The organism is Gardnerella rara (genome assembly GCF_055452355.1).
In genome coordinates this window covers 15106-29834 of record NZ_JBVBJP010000005.1, presented here as the reverse complement: position 1 = coordinate 29834, position 14729 = coordinate 15106, and the positions used below count along the sequence as shown (strand labels likewise).

Here is a 14729-nt window from a genome sequence, read left to right as displayed (position 1 = left end):
GGTATGCAAAATGGCTATAGATCTTAAAAACAGCGAGCTTAATGGCTTAAACAAAGGGCTTTTTATATCTTTTGAAGGCATAGACGGCGTAGGGAAAACCACGCAAGTTAATGCTTTGCGCGATTTTTTGCAAGCGCGCGGGCTTGAGGTTGTTGTGACTAGAGAGCCTGGCGGCACGCAGCTAGGAAAACAGTTGCGAGAAATTCTTTTGCATGGCGATTCGATTTGCGCGCGCGCTGAGGCTCTGCTTTTTGCGGCAGACCGCGCTCAACATGCTGCGCAAATCATTATTCCAGCTTTGCAGCGCGGTGCGGTTGTTATAACGGATCGCTACATTGATTCTTCGCTAGCGTACCAATCGGGTGGGCGCGAACTCACTATGCAAGACGTGCGCGATTTAAGCGAGTGGGCGTCTAATGGCCTTTGGCCAAATCGCACGTATTTGCTAGATATGAGCGAGAAAGATGCTGCTGTGCGCTTGCACGGGCAGGCGGATCGCATGGAAAGCGCGGGACTTGATTTTGCGCGCCGCACGCGTGAAGCGTTCTTAGATCTTGCTAAACAAAACGCGCAAAGATTTTGCGTTTTAGACGCCACTTTGCCAGCTGGCGATTTATCGAAGTTGATTGCTAAAGATATGTGCGAGCTGCTGGATAATATTGCTGTGCGTGAGGAAGAATCGCAAGGATCGCAAGGATCGCAAGGATCGCAAGAATCGCAAGAATCACAAGGATCGCAAGACGCCGCAGGATCGCTAGAAAATCAAGGATTTTAGGATTTTAGCAATGGACGTTTGGGAATCGGTAGTTGGTCAAGCGCAAGTTGTTGAGCGTCTTAAAAAAGTAGCGCAAGGCGATTCAAGCAAGATCGCGCAATCGTGGCTTATTTGCGGCGCTTCGGGATTTGGGTGCGCAAAAGTGGCAAGAGCGTTTGCAGCAGCATTGCAATCGCGCGAAAAAATCGCAAGCAGCCGCACCGCCGAAAACTCCGCCACTCAAATAAACACAGATAAAATCGCAAGTGAAGTGTTGGCTGGAACAAGCCCAGACGTAAACATTTTAAGCACAGACAAAGTTACAGTAAGCATTGACGAAGTGCGCGAGATTGTGTCAATTTCCGAGCAGATGCCAAGTGTTGCGCCGTGGCGAATCATAATAATCGAAGATGTTGGGCGCATGCTTGAGCGCACAACAAACGTTTTGCTAAAAGAAATCGAAGAGCCAGCACCTCGCACAATTTGGATTCTTTGCGCTGCAAGCGCGGCAGATGTTTTGCCAACAATTCGATCCAGGTCTCAAATAGTGAATTTGGCGCAGCCAAGCGACCAAGATGTTCAAGAATACGTGCAAAAACACTCGAATGTGGATGCAAAAACGGCGGCGAGCGTTGCGCGAATTGCGCAAGGAAATGTTGATTTGGCAATGCTTTACGCAACTAGCGAGCAGGCCAGAAGCAGGCGAGAAGAGCTTGTGGCAGGCGTTTTGCGAATTAGCAGCGCAATAGATGCGATTATGCTGGCGCAAACGCTAATCGAAGATGCTAAAAGCCAAGCAGAAGACGAAGTGCAAAAGTCTATTGAAGCTGAGCAAAGCGAGTTTTTGCGCATAAATGGCCTTAAACCAATGGATAAAATTCCGCCTAAAATTCGTAGCGCATACAATGCGATTGGCAAAAAAGACGATGTTAAACGCAAAGTAACTCGCGTAAGCAGAGACGTTCTAAACCGCGCAATCGACGCCATTTGCAGCGTGTATTGCGATGCTCTTGTTTTAATAAACAACGCGCAAGATAAAGCGCCGCTGGTAAATCAAGATTTTAAGGCGCAAATTGCGGCTCTTGCAAAAAATCTTAATGCCGAGCGTGCGCTTAAATGCCTGGACGCGCTTGCTGTGGCTAAAAAGCGGCTTGCTGGCAATGGAAACGCAACGCTTGTTTTTGAAGCGCTTTTCTGCTCGCTTAGACCACGCGAGTGATATTTCCTATTTCCTTGCTTGGTGTTGTAGGAGGGCTGGGTGTTTCTTGTCTCACAACGCTTCGCCTCTTACGTGTGGTTTGTTGTTGCGGTTGTTCCGTTTTGGCTTTGATTTTGTTTTTGGGTTGAGGTTTGTTTGTAGGGTGAGTCATTGGATTGTTTGGTATCGGCTGCCGCTCTTATACTGTTCGACCAAGAATCACCCAGCCCTCTTTCGTGCTTGAACAATTGCGTATCGCTAGTCGCCTGAGATTCTCGATTTTTCTTGCTCTCTCGGCGAGTCACCACCTTCGGCGCTGAGGCTCGCCTCTTTCGCGGCGAAAAATCTCGAATCTCTACCTTACTTGCACTTCGATTTGTATAGTCACAGCGGTGGGAGATACTTAAAACATGGATATTTCAACAGATTTCACCACCATTCCAAGCAACTTTGCAAAAGATGCGCCGAATGAAAATAAGGTTGACGGCGTTCCCGTTGTGTCTTTTCCGTTTTATGTAAATAATCTGCCAGATTTTGTTCACTACTTGCATTGGAGATTTGTAGACGACGACGCTATACCAGTGTGCGGATTCCAGTGGATTCATTGGACGGTAGCAAACTTGCCCGTGGAATCGCTTATGTTTGACTTTAACGATTCGCGCGCGTTGCAAATTCCGCAAGACTTTTCGCGCACAATGCCAACCATGATTCCAGAAGCGGTGCAAGGGCGAAACAGCCAAGCAAGCCGATTTGTGGGTTGCACGAATCCTGCGGTTACAATGCGTTACAACGGTCCGCAGCCGCCAGACAAGGATCACGACTACATGCTAGAGGTTTTTGGCACGCAGGAGCCTCTTAAAAATCTTAAAGAGGGCTTTTATCTTAACGAGCTTATAAACGAGATTAGGCATTGCAAGTCTTATGTAGACGTTAATGGCCTTTATTTAAGGGGCGAGGCGTAGCGTTTAGGATTTATATGACTTCGCGCTGGAAAATCGCAAGCAGCTTGCGATTAGATGTGCGTGCGTAAAATAATCAAAATAAGCTAGATAAGCAAAATAATCAAATAACCAAAATAATCAAAAATTAGAAAATAGGGGATGCAAATATGGCATGCACAACAATTTTAGTAGGACGCAAAGCGAGCTACGACGGATCCACGCTTATTGCGCGTAACGAAGACTCCGCAAACGGCGAGTTTAACCCAAAGCGCTTAGTGGTGGTAAAGCCACAAGACCAGCCGCGTGTTTATAAGTCCGTGCTTAGCCACGTAACAGTTGAGTTGCCAGATAATCCAATGCAATACACAAGCGTGCCAAACGCAGACTTGCGCGAAGGAATTTGGGGAGAAGCTGGCGTTAACGAAGCAAACGTGGCAATGAGCGCAACCGAAACGCTTACATCTAACGAGCGCGTGTTGGGCGCAGACCCAATGGTGGAGCTTCAAAAAGCGCAAGGCAAGGAAGGCGACGCTGATTACAAGCCAGAAGTGCCTGGTGGAATTGGCGAAGAAGACTTCTTAACGCTTGTTTTGCCTTATATTCGTAGCGCTCGCGAAGGCGTTGAGCGTTTGGGCGCGCTGCTAGAAAAGTACGGCACGTACGAGATGAATGGCGTTGCGTTCTCGGACGTAAACGAGATTTGGTGGATGGAAACTGTTGGCGGACACCACTGGATTGCTAAGCGCGTTCCAGACGAGGCGTATGTTGTTATGCCAAACCAGCTTGGAATCGACGAGTTCGATTTGGAAGACGCTTTGTCAGACCAAGAAGAGCACATGTGTTCGGCTGATTTGCTTGAGTTTATTGAAGAAAACCACTTGGATTTGTCGGTAGAAAACGCTTCGCCATTTAATCCTCGCGATGCTTTTGGCTCTCACTCGGACGCCGACCATGTGTACAACACGCCGCGCGCGTGGTTTATGGAGCGTTTCTTGAATCCGTATGACGAAGTGTGGGATGGAAAAGACGCGGATCATAGGCCAGATAGCAACGATATTCCGTGGGCTCGCCAGCCTGAACGCAAGGTGACGATTGAAGACGTTAAGTATGTGCTTAGCTCGCACTATCAGGGAACGCAGTACGATCCATACGGAAAGCTTGGCGATGAGCATACGCGTCATCTTTTCCGCCCAATCGGCATTAATCGCCAAAGCCAGCTTGCTGTTATGCAAATCCGCCCTTATATGCCAGAAGCGTTCCGCGCAATTCAGTGGATGGCCTACGGATCTAACCCGTTTAATGCGCTTGTGCCGTTCTACCCAAATGTAAACGAAACGCCAAAGTATTTGGAAGATACAACTACTCGCGTAACAAGCGAAAACTTCTATTGGGAAAATCGCATTATTGCGGCTCTTGCGGATGCTGCATTTAACGACACTGCAAACGCGATTGAGCGCTACCAGGAGGTTGTTGGTTCTCTTGGACACGCAATGGTTAAGGCTACGGATGCTGCCGCTGCAAAGATTCTTGGCGTTTCTTTGAAAGATTACGAGCCAGAGCGCGAAGGCGACGAAAGTAATGATGGCGATGAGTATTGCGATTTAGTTCGCGACACAGATGCCATTATTGCGCAGCTTAGAAACGAAGATGTGCGCGCGGCTTTGGCTGAAGCGAATGAGGGTATGGCAGCAAAGCTAAAGAAAGAAACCGATTCTTTGCTAGATACTGTTCTTTACATAACCAGCATGCGCATGAAGAATGGCTTTAACCGCTCCGACCACTAATCGCAAGTTGTTTAGCGGCTTAAGTTGTTTAAGTTGTTAAGTCGCTAATCGCAAGTTGTTATAGACGTTACTAATAACGCGCATAGTTTTAATGCAATATTGCTATACCGCGCCCATGCAATCGTATAGTATAAAAACTGTTCACTTAATCTATGCGCGTCTATTAGGCGTTTCTTGCCGAAAGTGGGGAATATGAGCATTCTTGATTCGTTTACTGCACAATTTGGATTAGTTAAAAAAATCGATGCCTTTGGATTTATGGATTATTTAAAGACTAATCCAAGCGAGCCAAGAAAGCATGGTAAGGTGCTGCTTGTTACTGCAGATACACCTCTTAAGGCTTCTAGGGGAGAAGGCAAAACAACCACCACTATTGCGCTTGTAGACGCGTTGCGTGAGCGTGGGGTGGACGCAGCGGCCGTTTTGCGCCAGCCGAGCATGGGTATTACTGCGGCGGGTTCTAAAGGCGGCGCGAGCGGCGGCGGAAAGTCATCTCTTTCGCACCCAGATTTGATTGACTGGGGTTTGTGCGGAGAAATGGCCGCCATTGAATGCGCGCAAAATCTTCTTGTTTCTTTTGCAGAAAAGGCGATTGATGAGGGTATTTTAGACACGATTTTGGTGCCGCGTGTAAGCGAAGTGCCTTCGCGATCTTTGCGTAGCATTGCCGTTGATTTTGGCAAGGGCACGGTTGCCGAGCGCGTTGTGTTAACGCCAACTTGCGAACTTATGCAAATCGTAGTGCTTTCTAGAAGCATGGAAGAAATCGCAAATCGCGTTGCTGCCATGATTGCTGGCACAAAAGACGGCAATCCTGTTAAATTTGGCGAATTTGTGGACTTGTGGCGAATCACAAATATTCTTACCGACGCTGTAAAGCCTGTAAAAACAGAGACGATTAACGGATCGCCGATTTACGTTCACTGCGGCCCATTTGCCAATGTTTCGCTTGGAATTCCAAGCCTTGTAAGCGTTGAGATGGCGTGCGCGCTGCACGATGTTGTTGTTGTGGAGGCAGGGTACGGCACGGATGCTGGTGCGCAAAAGTGGCTTGATATTGCTGCGCGCGAGTTTGGAGCAAAGTGGCCTGCAGCTGCGGTTGTTGTTACTCGTGCCAGCACTTGGCGAGATGACGAAACGCTTGCGTGGCGCTACCCGTTCCACGTTTCGCGCCTGGAATCGCTTGATATTCCTACTTTCCCTCTGATTAATTTGTGGGAAGGGGAAGATGACCAAGTTCCAGATTTGCTTGAGCAAGCTAAAGCTTTGGGCTTCCGTAAGCCGATTGTTGGCAATTTGTTCCGTGATGGCGGGGATGGCTTGGCAAATCAGCTAGATGATTTTGTTACTGCGATTAGCGCTGGTGGCGATGCTAAATCTGCGCCAAGCCGCCGCGGAAAGTCGCTTCTAGAGCGCATTAATCTGCTTTGCTCCGAGGCTTATGGCGTTCCTGCTGAGCGCGTAATCGACAAAGCAGGTTTTGCGGATTCGTTGAAAGAAGCGCAGGATTTGTGCAATAAGGCTGGGGTTGATTTTGATAGCTTGGCGCTTGTTGCTGTAAAGTCGCCAGCAACCATGACGGATGACGACCACGCGCCTGCAGATTCTCGCACTGTAACGCTTAAAAAGGTGGAAGTACATTCTGGCGCAGGCGTTGTTCAGGTAAATCTTACGGCCTCGCTCACAACTCCAATGCCAAAAATCGTGTGATTTTCCGCTGTGAAATCTTCCGCATTTTGTACGCGCTTTGACTGAGCTTGAAATTGCATAACGTATTTCAAGCTCCTTCAAAGCGCTGAGCCGCTTAAGCGTAAAGTCCAGTGGACTTTACGCGCGGCGAAGACGTTCGCGCGCTTAGGCCGCGCGAACGATTCGTCAAATGTGGTACAAAGTGCGGAAGGTTTTTCCTGATTTTGTACGTGATTTGGGTCGAATGTGGTACAAAGTGCGGAGTTGTTTTCCCGAGTTTGTTCCCTTTTGGGTCAAAAAGTAAACAAACTCGGGAATATTTTCCGCTTTTTGTAGTCCGACACGCCGTTTTGAGCAACATTCTCGGGAAAAATCTAGTGCGCGCACGCAGTTAGATTATGCAAATGTGCGACGCAGCCAATCGCAAGCAAGATCAATCCATTGCTGAACTTCTGGCTGAACAAACTCAGGCAGCACCGCTCCATTTTCATCGCGCTTGGCGGTCTCTTTAACCGCCAGCGCCAAACCGTGCGGCCCCTTAGGGAAAAGATGTGCCTCAACACTCACGCCCGCCTTAACGCACGCGTCTATAAACATAATCGAATTTTGCACTGGAACCGTTTGATCCGTAATGGTTTGCCAAATAAACACTGGCGGAGTTGTGCAATCCACGTGATTTTCCAGCGAAAGTTGCTCAACAAGCTGCTGGCGTTCCTCGCTGGTAACGTTTCCAAAAAGACGCTCGAAAGTTGGCTTATGTGCGTATTCTCCAGCAGAAATCACTGGGTAGGCGAGCATAAGAGCGTTTGGCTTAACGGCTTCGGCGTTGTATCCGTTTGCCTCTTTAACGTTGTTGCTTGCGCAAGTAGCAAGATTTGCGGCAACATGGCCTCCTGCCGAAAAGCCAATAATCGCAACGTTTTGTGAATTTATGTGCCACTCTTCGGAGTTGTTGCGAATCAATCGCATTGCCTCTGCCGCCTCTAAAAGTTGCGTAGGGTATGAGCTCGGAACAAGAGAGTAGCGCAAAACAAAAGCGTGGAATCCTGCCGCTGCAAACTTCATTGCAATAGGCTCTGCTTCTCTATTAGAAACACGCAAGAATCCGCCGCCTGGAAGAATTAAAACGGCTGGCCTATCTTGTTTTCCTTTACTGTCTAAATTGTCGTTTAAAAGGTAGCCAGTAAGTTTTGCGTCTCTTCCGTCAATGCCTCTAATTTGGCGCTCTATAATTTTCATAGCATCTCTTTTCTTTTGCTTATTTGCAATTTATGCTAACCATAAACTAAGCATAATTCTAATCAAATACCTTGTTTTTAAGTGTGTTTTTAAGTGTGTTTTTAAGTGCGATATTTAGTGTGTTTTTAATTGTGTTATTTAGTGTGTTATTTAGTGCGATATTTTATAAATTCGTGTAGAGTCTTAAGAGGCTTTATAAGGAGATTTAAGATGCGTAATGAAGAAGATAGTTTAGGCAAGGTTGTTCTTGCGGCCACTCCGATTGGCAATATGGGCGATGCCTCTGCGCGCCTAATTAATCTTCTAGAAACCGCGGATATTGTTGCCGCGGAAGATACGCGCAGACTTTACGACCTTGCAAATCGCCTTGGCGTGCGCGTTTCGGGGCAGGTTGTGGCGTATCACGATCATAATGAGCGCAATAAGGCAGATGGCCTGCTTGACCAGGTTGAGCAAGGCAGCACGGTTCTTGTTGTTTCCGACGCTGGCATGCCTACGATTAACGATCCAGGCCTCGCCATTGTTCGCCGCGCAATAGAGCGCGATTTGCCCGTTACGTGTGCGCCTGGACCGAGCGCTGTTTTAGACGCGTTGGCGCTTTCGGGCTTGCCAACAGATCGTTTTTGCTACGAAGGCTTTTTGCCGCGCAAGTCGGGGGAGCGCAGCCAGCATTTGCGCTCGCTTCTTTCGGAAAAGCGAACAATCGTGTTTTACGAGGCTCCGCATAGAATTGCCGAATCAATGCGCGATATTCTTAATGTTTTTGGCGCCAACCGAAAAATGGCTCTTTGTAGAGAGCTTACTAAGGATTTTGAAGAAGTGCGCCGTGGAACTGTTGAACAGATTGCAAAAAGCGTAGAAAATGACCCTCCTCGCGGCGAGATTGTGCTTGTTATTGCGGGCGCAAGCGAAGATGAAGTTGCGCAGCAAAACGTTGATTTAAGCGTGGATCAGCTTGCGCAAATGGCTTGCGACCTTTCGCAAAACGAGGGTTTGCGAATCAAAGATGCTATAACTAGCGTTGTTTCCAGCCATCCGCTTTACGATGGATCTTTTGCTAATCGCAAAGAAGTTTATGCAGCTTGCTTAAAAATCAAGGGAAATGTGAACAACTAAGTAGGAAATTAAGCGAAAAATGTGGAAATGTGGAAAAGTTGCAGCAATAAAAGCGAAAAATGTGGAAATGTGGGAAAGTTCTAGCAATTAATCCCCATTTTTTGCGTATTCGTAGGCTTCTAAAAGCACGTCTAAACTGTGTTTAACGCCTGGTCCGCCTTGCTGAGATATGTATTCCAGCATTTTTGCGTCCGCAATTGGGTTTGCAACAACCCATTTTCTTAAGTCAGGAACGTTCTTTGCAATATGCCATAGCACGTCTTTGCTTGTGTTTTCGCAGCACGCAACTTGCTCAGTGAGTACGATTGGCGGCTTTGGAGGCATTGAGCTAAAGTCGCCAGTATCGCCAGTATCGTAAGTATCGCCAGTGTTTCCAGTGTTAATAGTCATAAAGAATATCCTCCTTGTCTATTATGTATTTAATCCACTCTTTGGCTTTAGCGGCCCCTGGAAAATAAGGATTGCTGTCTATAATTTTTTCGCAGTCTTTAAAACTTGTGTTGTACTTTTGCACCAACTCGCACACTGTATCTACTCTTCGCATTTCGTCGTAAATGTTTTTTGATGGAGTTAGCGCAATATCGCAGATAGTGCGTGCAACAGAGGTTACGCGCAAATCTTTAATCATTCTTTGCTCTTTTTTTAACAATTTTCTTCTAAACACTTGTAGCTGGTGGTCGTGTGGTTTTATTCGATAATGACTGTTGGATATTATCTCTAGTATGTTTGGGATTTTTCCGCCCAGCCAAATCCAAGATGCCGTAAAAGCGCAGGCCACGGTTCCGCTTGGAAGTAACTTTTTTAATACAGCGCAACGTCCTTCTGGCGTTTTTGCAGTGGATTGAGCGAATCCGCTTCGTATTGAAAGATTGTTGAATGCTCCGTAGTTGCACAGTTGTTTCATGCTTAATGGCCCTGGTAAATGCTTTGTGTCTATAAGCAATGGCAAATCATTGTTTTCTTGTTCCGAAAATAAAATCAGCTCTTCGTCTTTGTTGATTTGGTTGATTTTGCTAGTTTTGCTAGTTTTATTGTTTTCGCTGATTTTGTTGACTTTGTAATCTTTGTGTCTTTTGTAGTCTTTTGTTGATTTTTTATCTTTTTCGTCATTGCGGATTGTGCGTTTTTTGCTCAGCGTTAAAGTGCTCATGTTTCTCCTTTCTGTGTAATGCTCGCGAATATGTATCTTTTTAATGTTTTAGGTTTTATACACAATAGTGTGTTTTGATCTTTTGTCTACGCGATTTTTTGGGATTGTGTAAAAGTGGATTTTTAGTTTTTGCTCTTTAAAAAATGTGTTTATGTGTTTATGTGTTTATGTGTTTATGTGTTTATGTGTGACTAGTCATGCTTATGCTTGCGATTTTTACTGTGATTTTTACTGTGATTTTTGCCGTGATTTTTCGTTGCATTATCTAATGTGTCCTCGCTGAACAAGATAATATTTGGCTATGAGTCATATTTTGGTGAATGTTGCATGGCCTTACGCAAATGGCCCTCGTCATATTGGTCACGTTGCGGGATTTGGCGTCCCTTCCGACGTATACGCGCGCTACGAGCGCATGAAGGGCAACAGCGTGCTTATGGTTTCGGGAACCGACGAACACGGCACGCCGATTTTAGTTGAGGCAGATAAAGAAGGCGTGAGCGCGCAAGAGCTTGCAAACCGCTACAATCGCGTGATTACTAAAGACTTGTGCGATTTAGGATTAAGCTACGATTTGTTTACGCGCACAACAACGGCAAATCATGAGCATGTTGTTCAAGAGATGTTCCGCCAGTGCCTTAAGAATGGTTATATTTACAAGGGAACTCAAAAAGTTGCGATTTCGCCTTCTACAGGCCGCACTCTTCCAGACCGCTACATTGAGGGCACTTGCCCGATTTGCGGTGCGGACGGCGCCAGGGGAGACCAGTGCGATGCTTGCGGAAACGAGTTGGACCCAGACGAGCTTATTAACCCTGTTTCTAAGATTAACGGCGAAACTCCGCGTTTTGAAGAAACAGAGCATTACTTCCTCGATTTGCCAGCTTTGGCAAACGCAAACTTGGATTGGCTTAATTCCAGGGATGGCTGGCGCACAAATGTTATCAACTTCTCGATTGGCTTGTTTAAGGAAGTTAAGCCTCGAGCAATTACGCGAGACATTGATTGGGGTATTCCTGTTCCTGTAGAAGGCTGGATTGATAACCCAAATAAGCGCTTGTACGTGTGGTTTGACGCCGTTATTGGCTACTTGTCTGCCTCCATTGAGTGGGCGCGTAGGCAAGGCAAGCCAGACGCTTGGCGCGATTGGTGGTGCGATCCTAAGGCTCCTGGCTATTACTTTATGGGCAAAGATAACATAACTTTCCATTCTCAGATTTGGCCTTCGGAGATGCTTGCGTATAATGGCGCTGGCTCTAAGGGTGGAGAATCTGGCGTTTACGGCCCACTCAATATGCCAGAGCAGGTTGTTGCCTCTGAATTTATGACTATGGAAGGCAAGAAGTTCAGCTCTTCGCGCGGAATTGTGATTTATGTTAAAGATATTTTGGCGCGCTACCCAGTGGATGCTGTGCGCTACTACATTTCCATTGCTGGGCCAGAAAATTCCGACGCCGACTTTACTTGGGCAGAGTTTGTTCGCCACAATAACGAGGAACTCGCTGCAAGCTGGGGAAATCTTGTTAATCGTGTTGCAAATTTGATTCACAAGAATTTTGGTGCTATTCCTCCGTTGGATGAAGATTGCATGACCGATATGGACCGTGCGCTTTTGGATCAGACTTCCAACGCGTTTGAGATTGTTGGAGGCTTGATTGATCGCCATCATCAAAAGAACGCTCTTAACGAGGCCATGCGCGTTGTGTCGGATATCAACAAGTATATTTCTGCTACGGAGCCTTGGAAGATTAAGGATGACGAAGCTCGTCTTGGAACGGTTTTGCACGTTGCTGCACAAGCTGTTTTGGATGCTAATCATTTGCTTGCGCCATTCTTGCCTCATTCCGCGCAAAAAGTGTGGGAAGCTCTTGGTGGCACGGGTGTGTTCTCGCCGCTTCCAAGAATCGAAGAGGTAACCGATTTAGATAATCCAGATTTTAAGTATCCGATTATTACTGGCGACTATCGTCTTGGTGAAACTGTTCACCCGTGGGAAAGCGAGGAATTGGTTACTGGCACACCTGTTGCTAAGCCAACTCCGATTTTTGCCAAGATTCCTAAAGAGGCGATTGATGAGGAGCTTGAGCGCTTTGAGTCTGCGCTTGCTGCTCGTCGTAAAGCCGACGAAGAAAGATTGGCCGCTGCAAAAAAATCGCTGGAATCGAAGTGATTTGAGCAAAAGATTCTATTGCAAGTGACGTATGTAACAAAAAACAGGCATACTACCAGGAATTAAAAAAATTTTTCAGGAAATTTTTAGCTTATATGCGTGTTTCGCGAGAAAAGTATGGTTATAATAGATATTGCTGATGGTTCATCCATCGGTGAGGTTCGTTCGCGAACCCCATAACTGAAACCTTCTTCTCTCTTTCTCTCTGCCCCGGTGGGTCTTCTCTTTCCCACCGGGCTTCTTTTTATCTTTTTCAAGTGTTCGCCGCTTGTGCTCGTGCCGTTCATCCGCATTTCCCGATTTTGTAGCTCTAAACGTCAAAATCAACAACAAAATGCGCAAGATTTTCCCGATTTTGTAGCTGATTTGCGGCGTGTCGGACTACAAAAAGCGGAAATGTAGGTCGTCGTTCGCGCGCTACGCTCTAAGCGAAAAGGCAGGTCGTAGCGCAAGCGCGGTGGAGATTCGAGATTTTTCGCACTGAATGAGATGTATCGCTCGCGCGTTACAGCGCGCTCACGTCTTCGCTTGCGTTGAAAGCACACTGTGCTTTCAACTTTGAGCAAGCTCAGCGAATCGAAGTGCATTCGCGCGCCACGCTTTAAGCGCTCATGCAAGTCGATTCGCAGCTCTTTGATGGTGACTCGCCGAGAGAGCAAGAAAAATCGAGAATCTCAGGCGACTAGCGATACGAAATTGTTCAAGCATGCAAGAGGGCTGGGTGATTCTTGGTCGAACAGTATAAGAGCGGCAGCCGATACCAAATAATCCAATGACTCACCCTACAAACAAACTTCAACCAAAAACAAAATCAAAGCCAAATCGGAACAACCGCAACGCTAGACAACACGTAATAGGCGGAGCGTTGTGCGAATCGACAACTTCGAGCTGCATAGCGCGCGAGAAGTCACCTCGATTCGCTGAGCCGCTCAAGGCAGAAGCACTGCTTCTGCGCGGCGAAGGCGTGAGCGCGGCTAATCCGTGCGAACGCAGAAACACCCAGCCCTCCTACACGCCAAACAAGGAGCATACAACACCAAATAGGAAGGCGTAATAAAACAAAAACGCAGACTGCATTTGCAATCTGCGTTTGTAAATCAGCTCGCGCTAAATAACGTTTAGCGGCAGCGCTTTGTAAGTGGCGTCCATGGATCAAGCATTACAGGCTCTTGATCCAATACAGCTCGCGTTGCTTCATCAAGATACTTCTTGTTAATAATGATTTCGGTAACGTAGCGGTCAAACCACTGTGCGGACCCAACGTAATATCCGTCTTCGCCGTTATCTTTGCCCCAGCTGTTTTCAATCTTCCAGCGGTCTGGCTCGCCATCTTTGTTAAGATTTACGCCAGTAAAGGTCATTGCGTGGTTGCCTGGGCAATCCATGTATTCCAAGCCTTTAGCCTTGTTGAATGTAAACTCTACGTCGAATAGCTCGTCTACGCGCACAACTGCTGGGTCAAAGAAGCCCTCTTGCCTTAGCGAGAACTGCGTGCAATCGCAAGCAAACCAGATTGGGTGTCCGTCTTTTAGCTGATCCACAGCGGCTTTGCGGAACACTTCTAGCGCAACGTTTGCAAACTCCATTTCCTTCGTCTCAGCAACATTTGTGGTGTACTTAAGCTGGTAGAGCTTGTTGAACGGAGTGCGTTCCATTGGGGAGTTGCATAAGCTTACAAAGTCGTTTACGTCTACTGGCACGTACTTCTTTGCAAACTCGAGTGGCGTGATGCCGTATTCGCAAATCATTGGGCGATCGTCTTTGCCGCTCTTTGGCTTTTCGCTGCCTTTATCGTCCTTCTTTTCGTCGCTCTTAGACTCGCTATTTTCGTCGCTCTTCTTATTGTCCTTCTTGTCGTCGTCATCTTTAGTGCGCGCAAAGAAGTCGAAACGCTCTGGTGGCTCGCCAAGAGCGATTGCAGTCATGCGGTACACGGTTTCCAAGTCGCGAATCTTCATTTTTCGCAACTCTTCCATAGAAGTGCCATTCTTGTGTGCCTCGCGCAACTCGCATGCAAACTCGCGAAGCTTGCTGTTAATGTATTGCACGAAGGCCTCGGAATCGGTGGCGTTTTGCGAATCTGGGTATGCACTCTTTGGCATAAGTCCGTACTTGTTTACCAAGTTAACGAACATTTGCCACCAGCCGCCGTCGTCGATCGGGCCGTAGTTAATGTTTTCAAAGATTCGGCTATCTAATGTCTCGTCTAAAGTTGCCAACACATTTTCCAAGTATGCGTTTGCTTTTTCAATCTTGTCCCAGAAGAACAAGTAGCTTTCGGAAAACTCAAAGTCCTCTAAATTCCACTTATGCATAAGCTCGTAGCGCAAGGTGTTAAGTGCTGCAAACATCCAGCAACGCCCAGAATGTTGCTGATTTGTTATTGTTCCTTGCTTTAGCTCTATAGAAAAGTTGCGTGGCAGCGCGCGCTGACCCTGGTAGCTTGTTGCTGCTTTAAGAACGCCGCTAGATACAGAAGCGTTTGCCGCTACTCGATTTGCTCGCTGTTCGTTAAAATGCTTAGAATATTCGCGAACGTCGTTTAGTGTAACGGCTTTTACGTTTTCAGACATATATCTCCTTGCTTTGATTGTTTTGAAAGTAATGAATAAGTGTTATTGTAGCTTGCTCAATGCACGAGTCGCGTTTTGCGCGGCTTTAAGTGTTCGCGAGTGTTTGTGTTTCGTTTAT

Annotated in this window: 11 protein-coding genes; 7 read left to right on the top strand and 4 right to left on the bottom strand. The window is 46.9% G+C overall.

Features of this window, described 5'->3' with window-relative positions; all coding sequences use genetic code 11:
* Window positions 1–10 precede the first annotated feature (10 nt).
* The 5 genes from tmk to ACZ0NX_RS05530 all read left to right on the top strand — a co-directional run bounded on the left by tmk (window position 11) and on the right by ACZ0NX_RS05530 (window position 6387).
* Window positions 11–775 (top strand): dTMP kinase, encoded by a 765-nt coding sequence (tmk, locus tag ACZ0NX_RS05550; protein WP_464406016.1) that lies wholly within the window; start codon window positions 11–13, stop codon window positions 773–775.
* 10 nt (window positions 776–785) lie between these two features.
* On the top strand, window positions 786–1973 hold the full coding sequence (locus ACZ0NX_RS05545; protein ID WP_464406014.1) for a DNA polymerase III subunit delta': 1188 nt from the start codon (window positions 786–788) through the stop codon (window positions 1971–1973).
* Window positions 1974–2362: 389 nt separating this feature from the next.
* On the top strand, window positions 2363–2914 hold the full coding sequence (locus ACZ0NX_RS05540; RefSeq protein WP_060787244.1) for a YbhB/YbcL family Raf kinase inhibitor-like protein: 552 nt from the start codon (window positions 2363–2365) through the stop codon (window positions 2912–2914).
* Between the two features lie 146 nt (window positions 2915–3060).
* Entirely contained in the window at window positions 3061–4677 is a 1617-nt protein-coding gene (locus ACZ0NX_RS05535; RefSeq protein ID WP_464406012.1) for a C69 family dipeptidase, read from the top strand.
* A gap of 192 nt (window positions 4678–4869) precedes the next feature.
* The gene (locus tag ACZ0NX_RS05530; RefSeq protein WP_464406010.1) at window positions 4870–6387 is read left to right on the top strand and encodes a formate--tetrahydrofolate ligase; all 1518 of its coding nucleotides are present in this window, start codon (window positions 4870–4872) and stop codon (window positions 6385–6387) included.
* A gap of 375 nt (window positions 6388–6762) precedes the next feature.
* On the opposite strand, the gene ACZ0NX_RS05525 is transcribed toward ACZ0NX_RS05530, so the two are convergent.
* Window positions 6763–7605: an alpha/beta hydrolase gene (locus tag ACZ0NX_RS05525; protein ID WP_464406008.1), complete on the bottom strand. Its 843-nt coding sequence runs from the start codon at window positions 7603–7605 to the stop codon at window positions 6763–6765.
* A 210-nt stretch (window positions 7606–7815) separates the two neighbouring features.
* On the opposite strand from ACZ0NX_RS05525, the gene rsmI reads away from it, so the two are divergent.
* Window positions 7816–8721, top strand: a complete 906-nt coding sequence (rsmI, locus tag ACZ0NX_RS05520) for a 16S rRNA (cytidine(1402)-2'-O)-methyltransferase (protein ID WP_464406006.1) — start codon at window positions 7816–7818, stop codon at window positions 8719–8721.
* 87 nt (window positions 8722–8808) lie between these two features.
* On the opposite strand, the gene ACZ0NX_RS05515 is transcribed toward rsmI, so the two are convergent.
* Together ACZ0NX_RS05515 and ACZ0NX_RS05510 are read right to left on the bottom strand one after the other, a co-directional pair.
* Window positions 8809–9045, bottom strand: a complete 237-nt coding sequence (locus ACZ0NX_RS05515) for a variant leucine-rich repeat-containing protein (protein WP_060787260.1) — start codon at window positions 9043–9045, stop codon at window positions 8809–8811.
* A gap of 55 nt (window positions 9046–9100) precedes the next feature.
* Window positions 9101–9871: a hypothetical protein gene (locus ACZ0NX_RS05510; RefSeq protein WP_464406004.1), complete on the bottom strand. Its 771-nt coding sequence runs from the start codon at window positions 9869–9871 to the stop codon at window positions 9101–9103.
* 301 nt (window positions 9872–10172) lie between these two features.
* On the opposite strand from ACZ0NX_RS05510, the gene metG reads away from it, so the two are divergent.
* The gene (gene metG, locus ACZ0NX_RS05505; protein ID WP_060787250.1) at window positions 10173–12038 is read left to right on the top strand and encodes a methionine--tRNA ligase; all 1866 of its coding nucleotides are present in this window, start codon (window positions 10173–10175) and stop codon (window positions 12036–12038) included.
* Window positions 12039–13156: 1118 nt separating this feature from the next.
* Here the strand turns inward: metG and ACZ0NX_RS05500 are convergent.
* Window positions 13157–14611: a C1 family peptidase gene (locus tag ACZ0NX_RS05500; protein ID WP_464406002.1), complete on the bottom strand. Its 1455-nt coding sequence runs from the start codon at window positions 14609–14611 to the stop codon at window positions 13157–13159.
* Between the last annotated feature and the right edge of the window lie 118 nt (window positions 14612–14729).

Coding starts and splice junctions, on each gene's coding strand:
- tmk (WP_464406016.1), top strand. CDS start 11: ATGGCTATAGATCTTAAAAACAGCGAGCTTAATGGCTTAAACAAAGGG.
- ACZ0NX_RS05545 (WP_464406014.1), top strand. CDS start 786: ATGGACGTTTGGGAATCGGTAGTTGGTCAAGCGCAAGTTGTTGAGCGT.
- ACZ0NX_RS05540 (WP_060787244.1), top strand. CDS start 2,363: ATGGATATTTCAACAGATTTCACCACCATTCCAAGCAACTTTGCAAAA.
- ACZ0NX_RS05535 (WP_464406012.1), top strand. CDS start 3,061: ATGGCATGCACAACAATTTTAGTAGGACGCAAAGCGAGCTACGACGGA.
- ACZ0NX_RS05530 (WP_464406010.1), top strand. CDS start 4,870: ATGAGCATTCTTGATTCGTTTACTGCACAATTTGGATTAGTTAAAAAA.
- ACZ0NX_RS05525 (WP_464406008.1), bottom strand. CDS start 7,605: ATGAAAATTATAGAGCGCCAAATTAGAGGCATTGACGGAAGAGACGCA.
- rsmI (WP_464406006.1), top strand. CDS start 7,816: ATGCGTAATGAAGAAGATAGTTTAGGCAAGGTTGTTCTTGCGGCCACT.
- ACZ0NX_RS05515 (WP_060787260.1), bottom strand. CDS start 9,045: ATGCCTCCAAAGCCGCCAATCGTACTCACTGAGCAAGTTGCGTGCTGC.
- ACZ0NX_RS05510 (WP_464406004.1), bottom strand. CDS start 9,871: ATGAGCACTTTAACGCTGAGCAAAAAACGCACAATCCGCAATGACGAA.
- metG (WP_060787250.1), top strand. CDS start 10,173: ATGAGTCATATTTTGGTGAATGTTGCATGGCCTTACGCAAATGGCCCT.
- ACZ0NX_RS05500 (WP_464406002.1), bottom strand. CDS start 14,611: ATGTCTGAAAACGTAAAAGCCGTTACACTAAACGACGTTCGCGAATAT.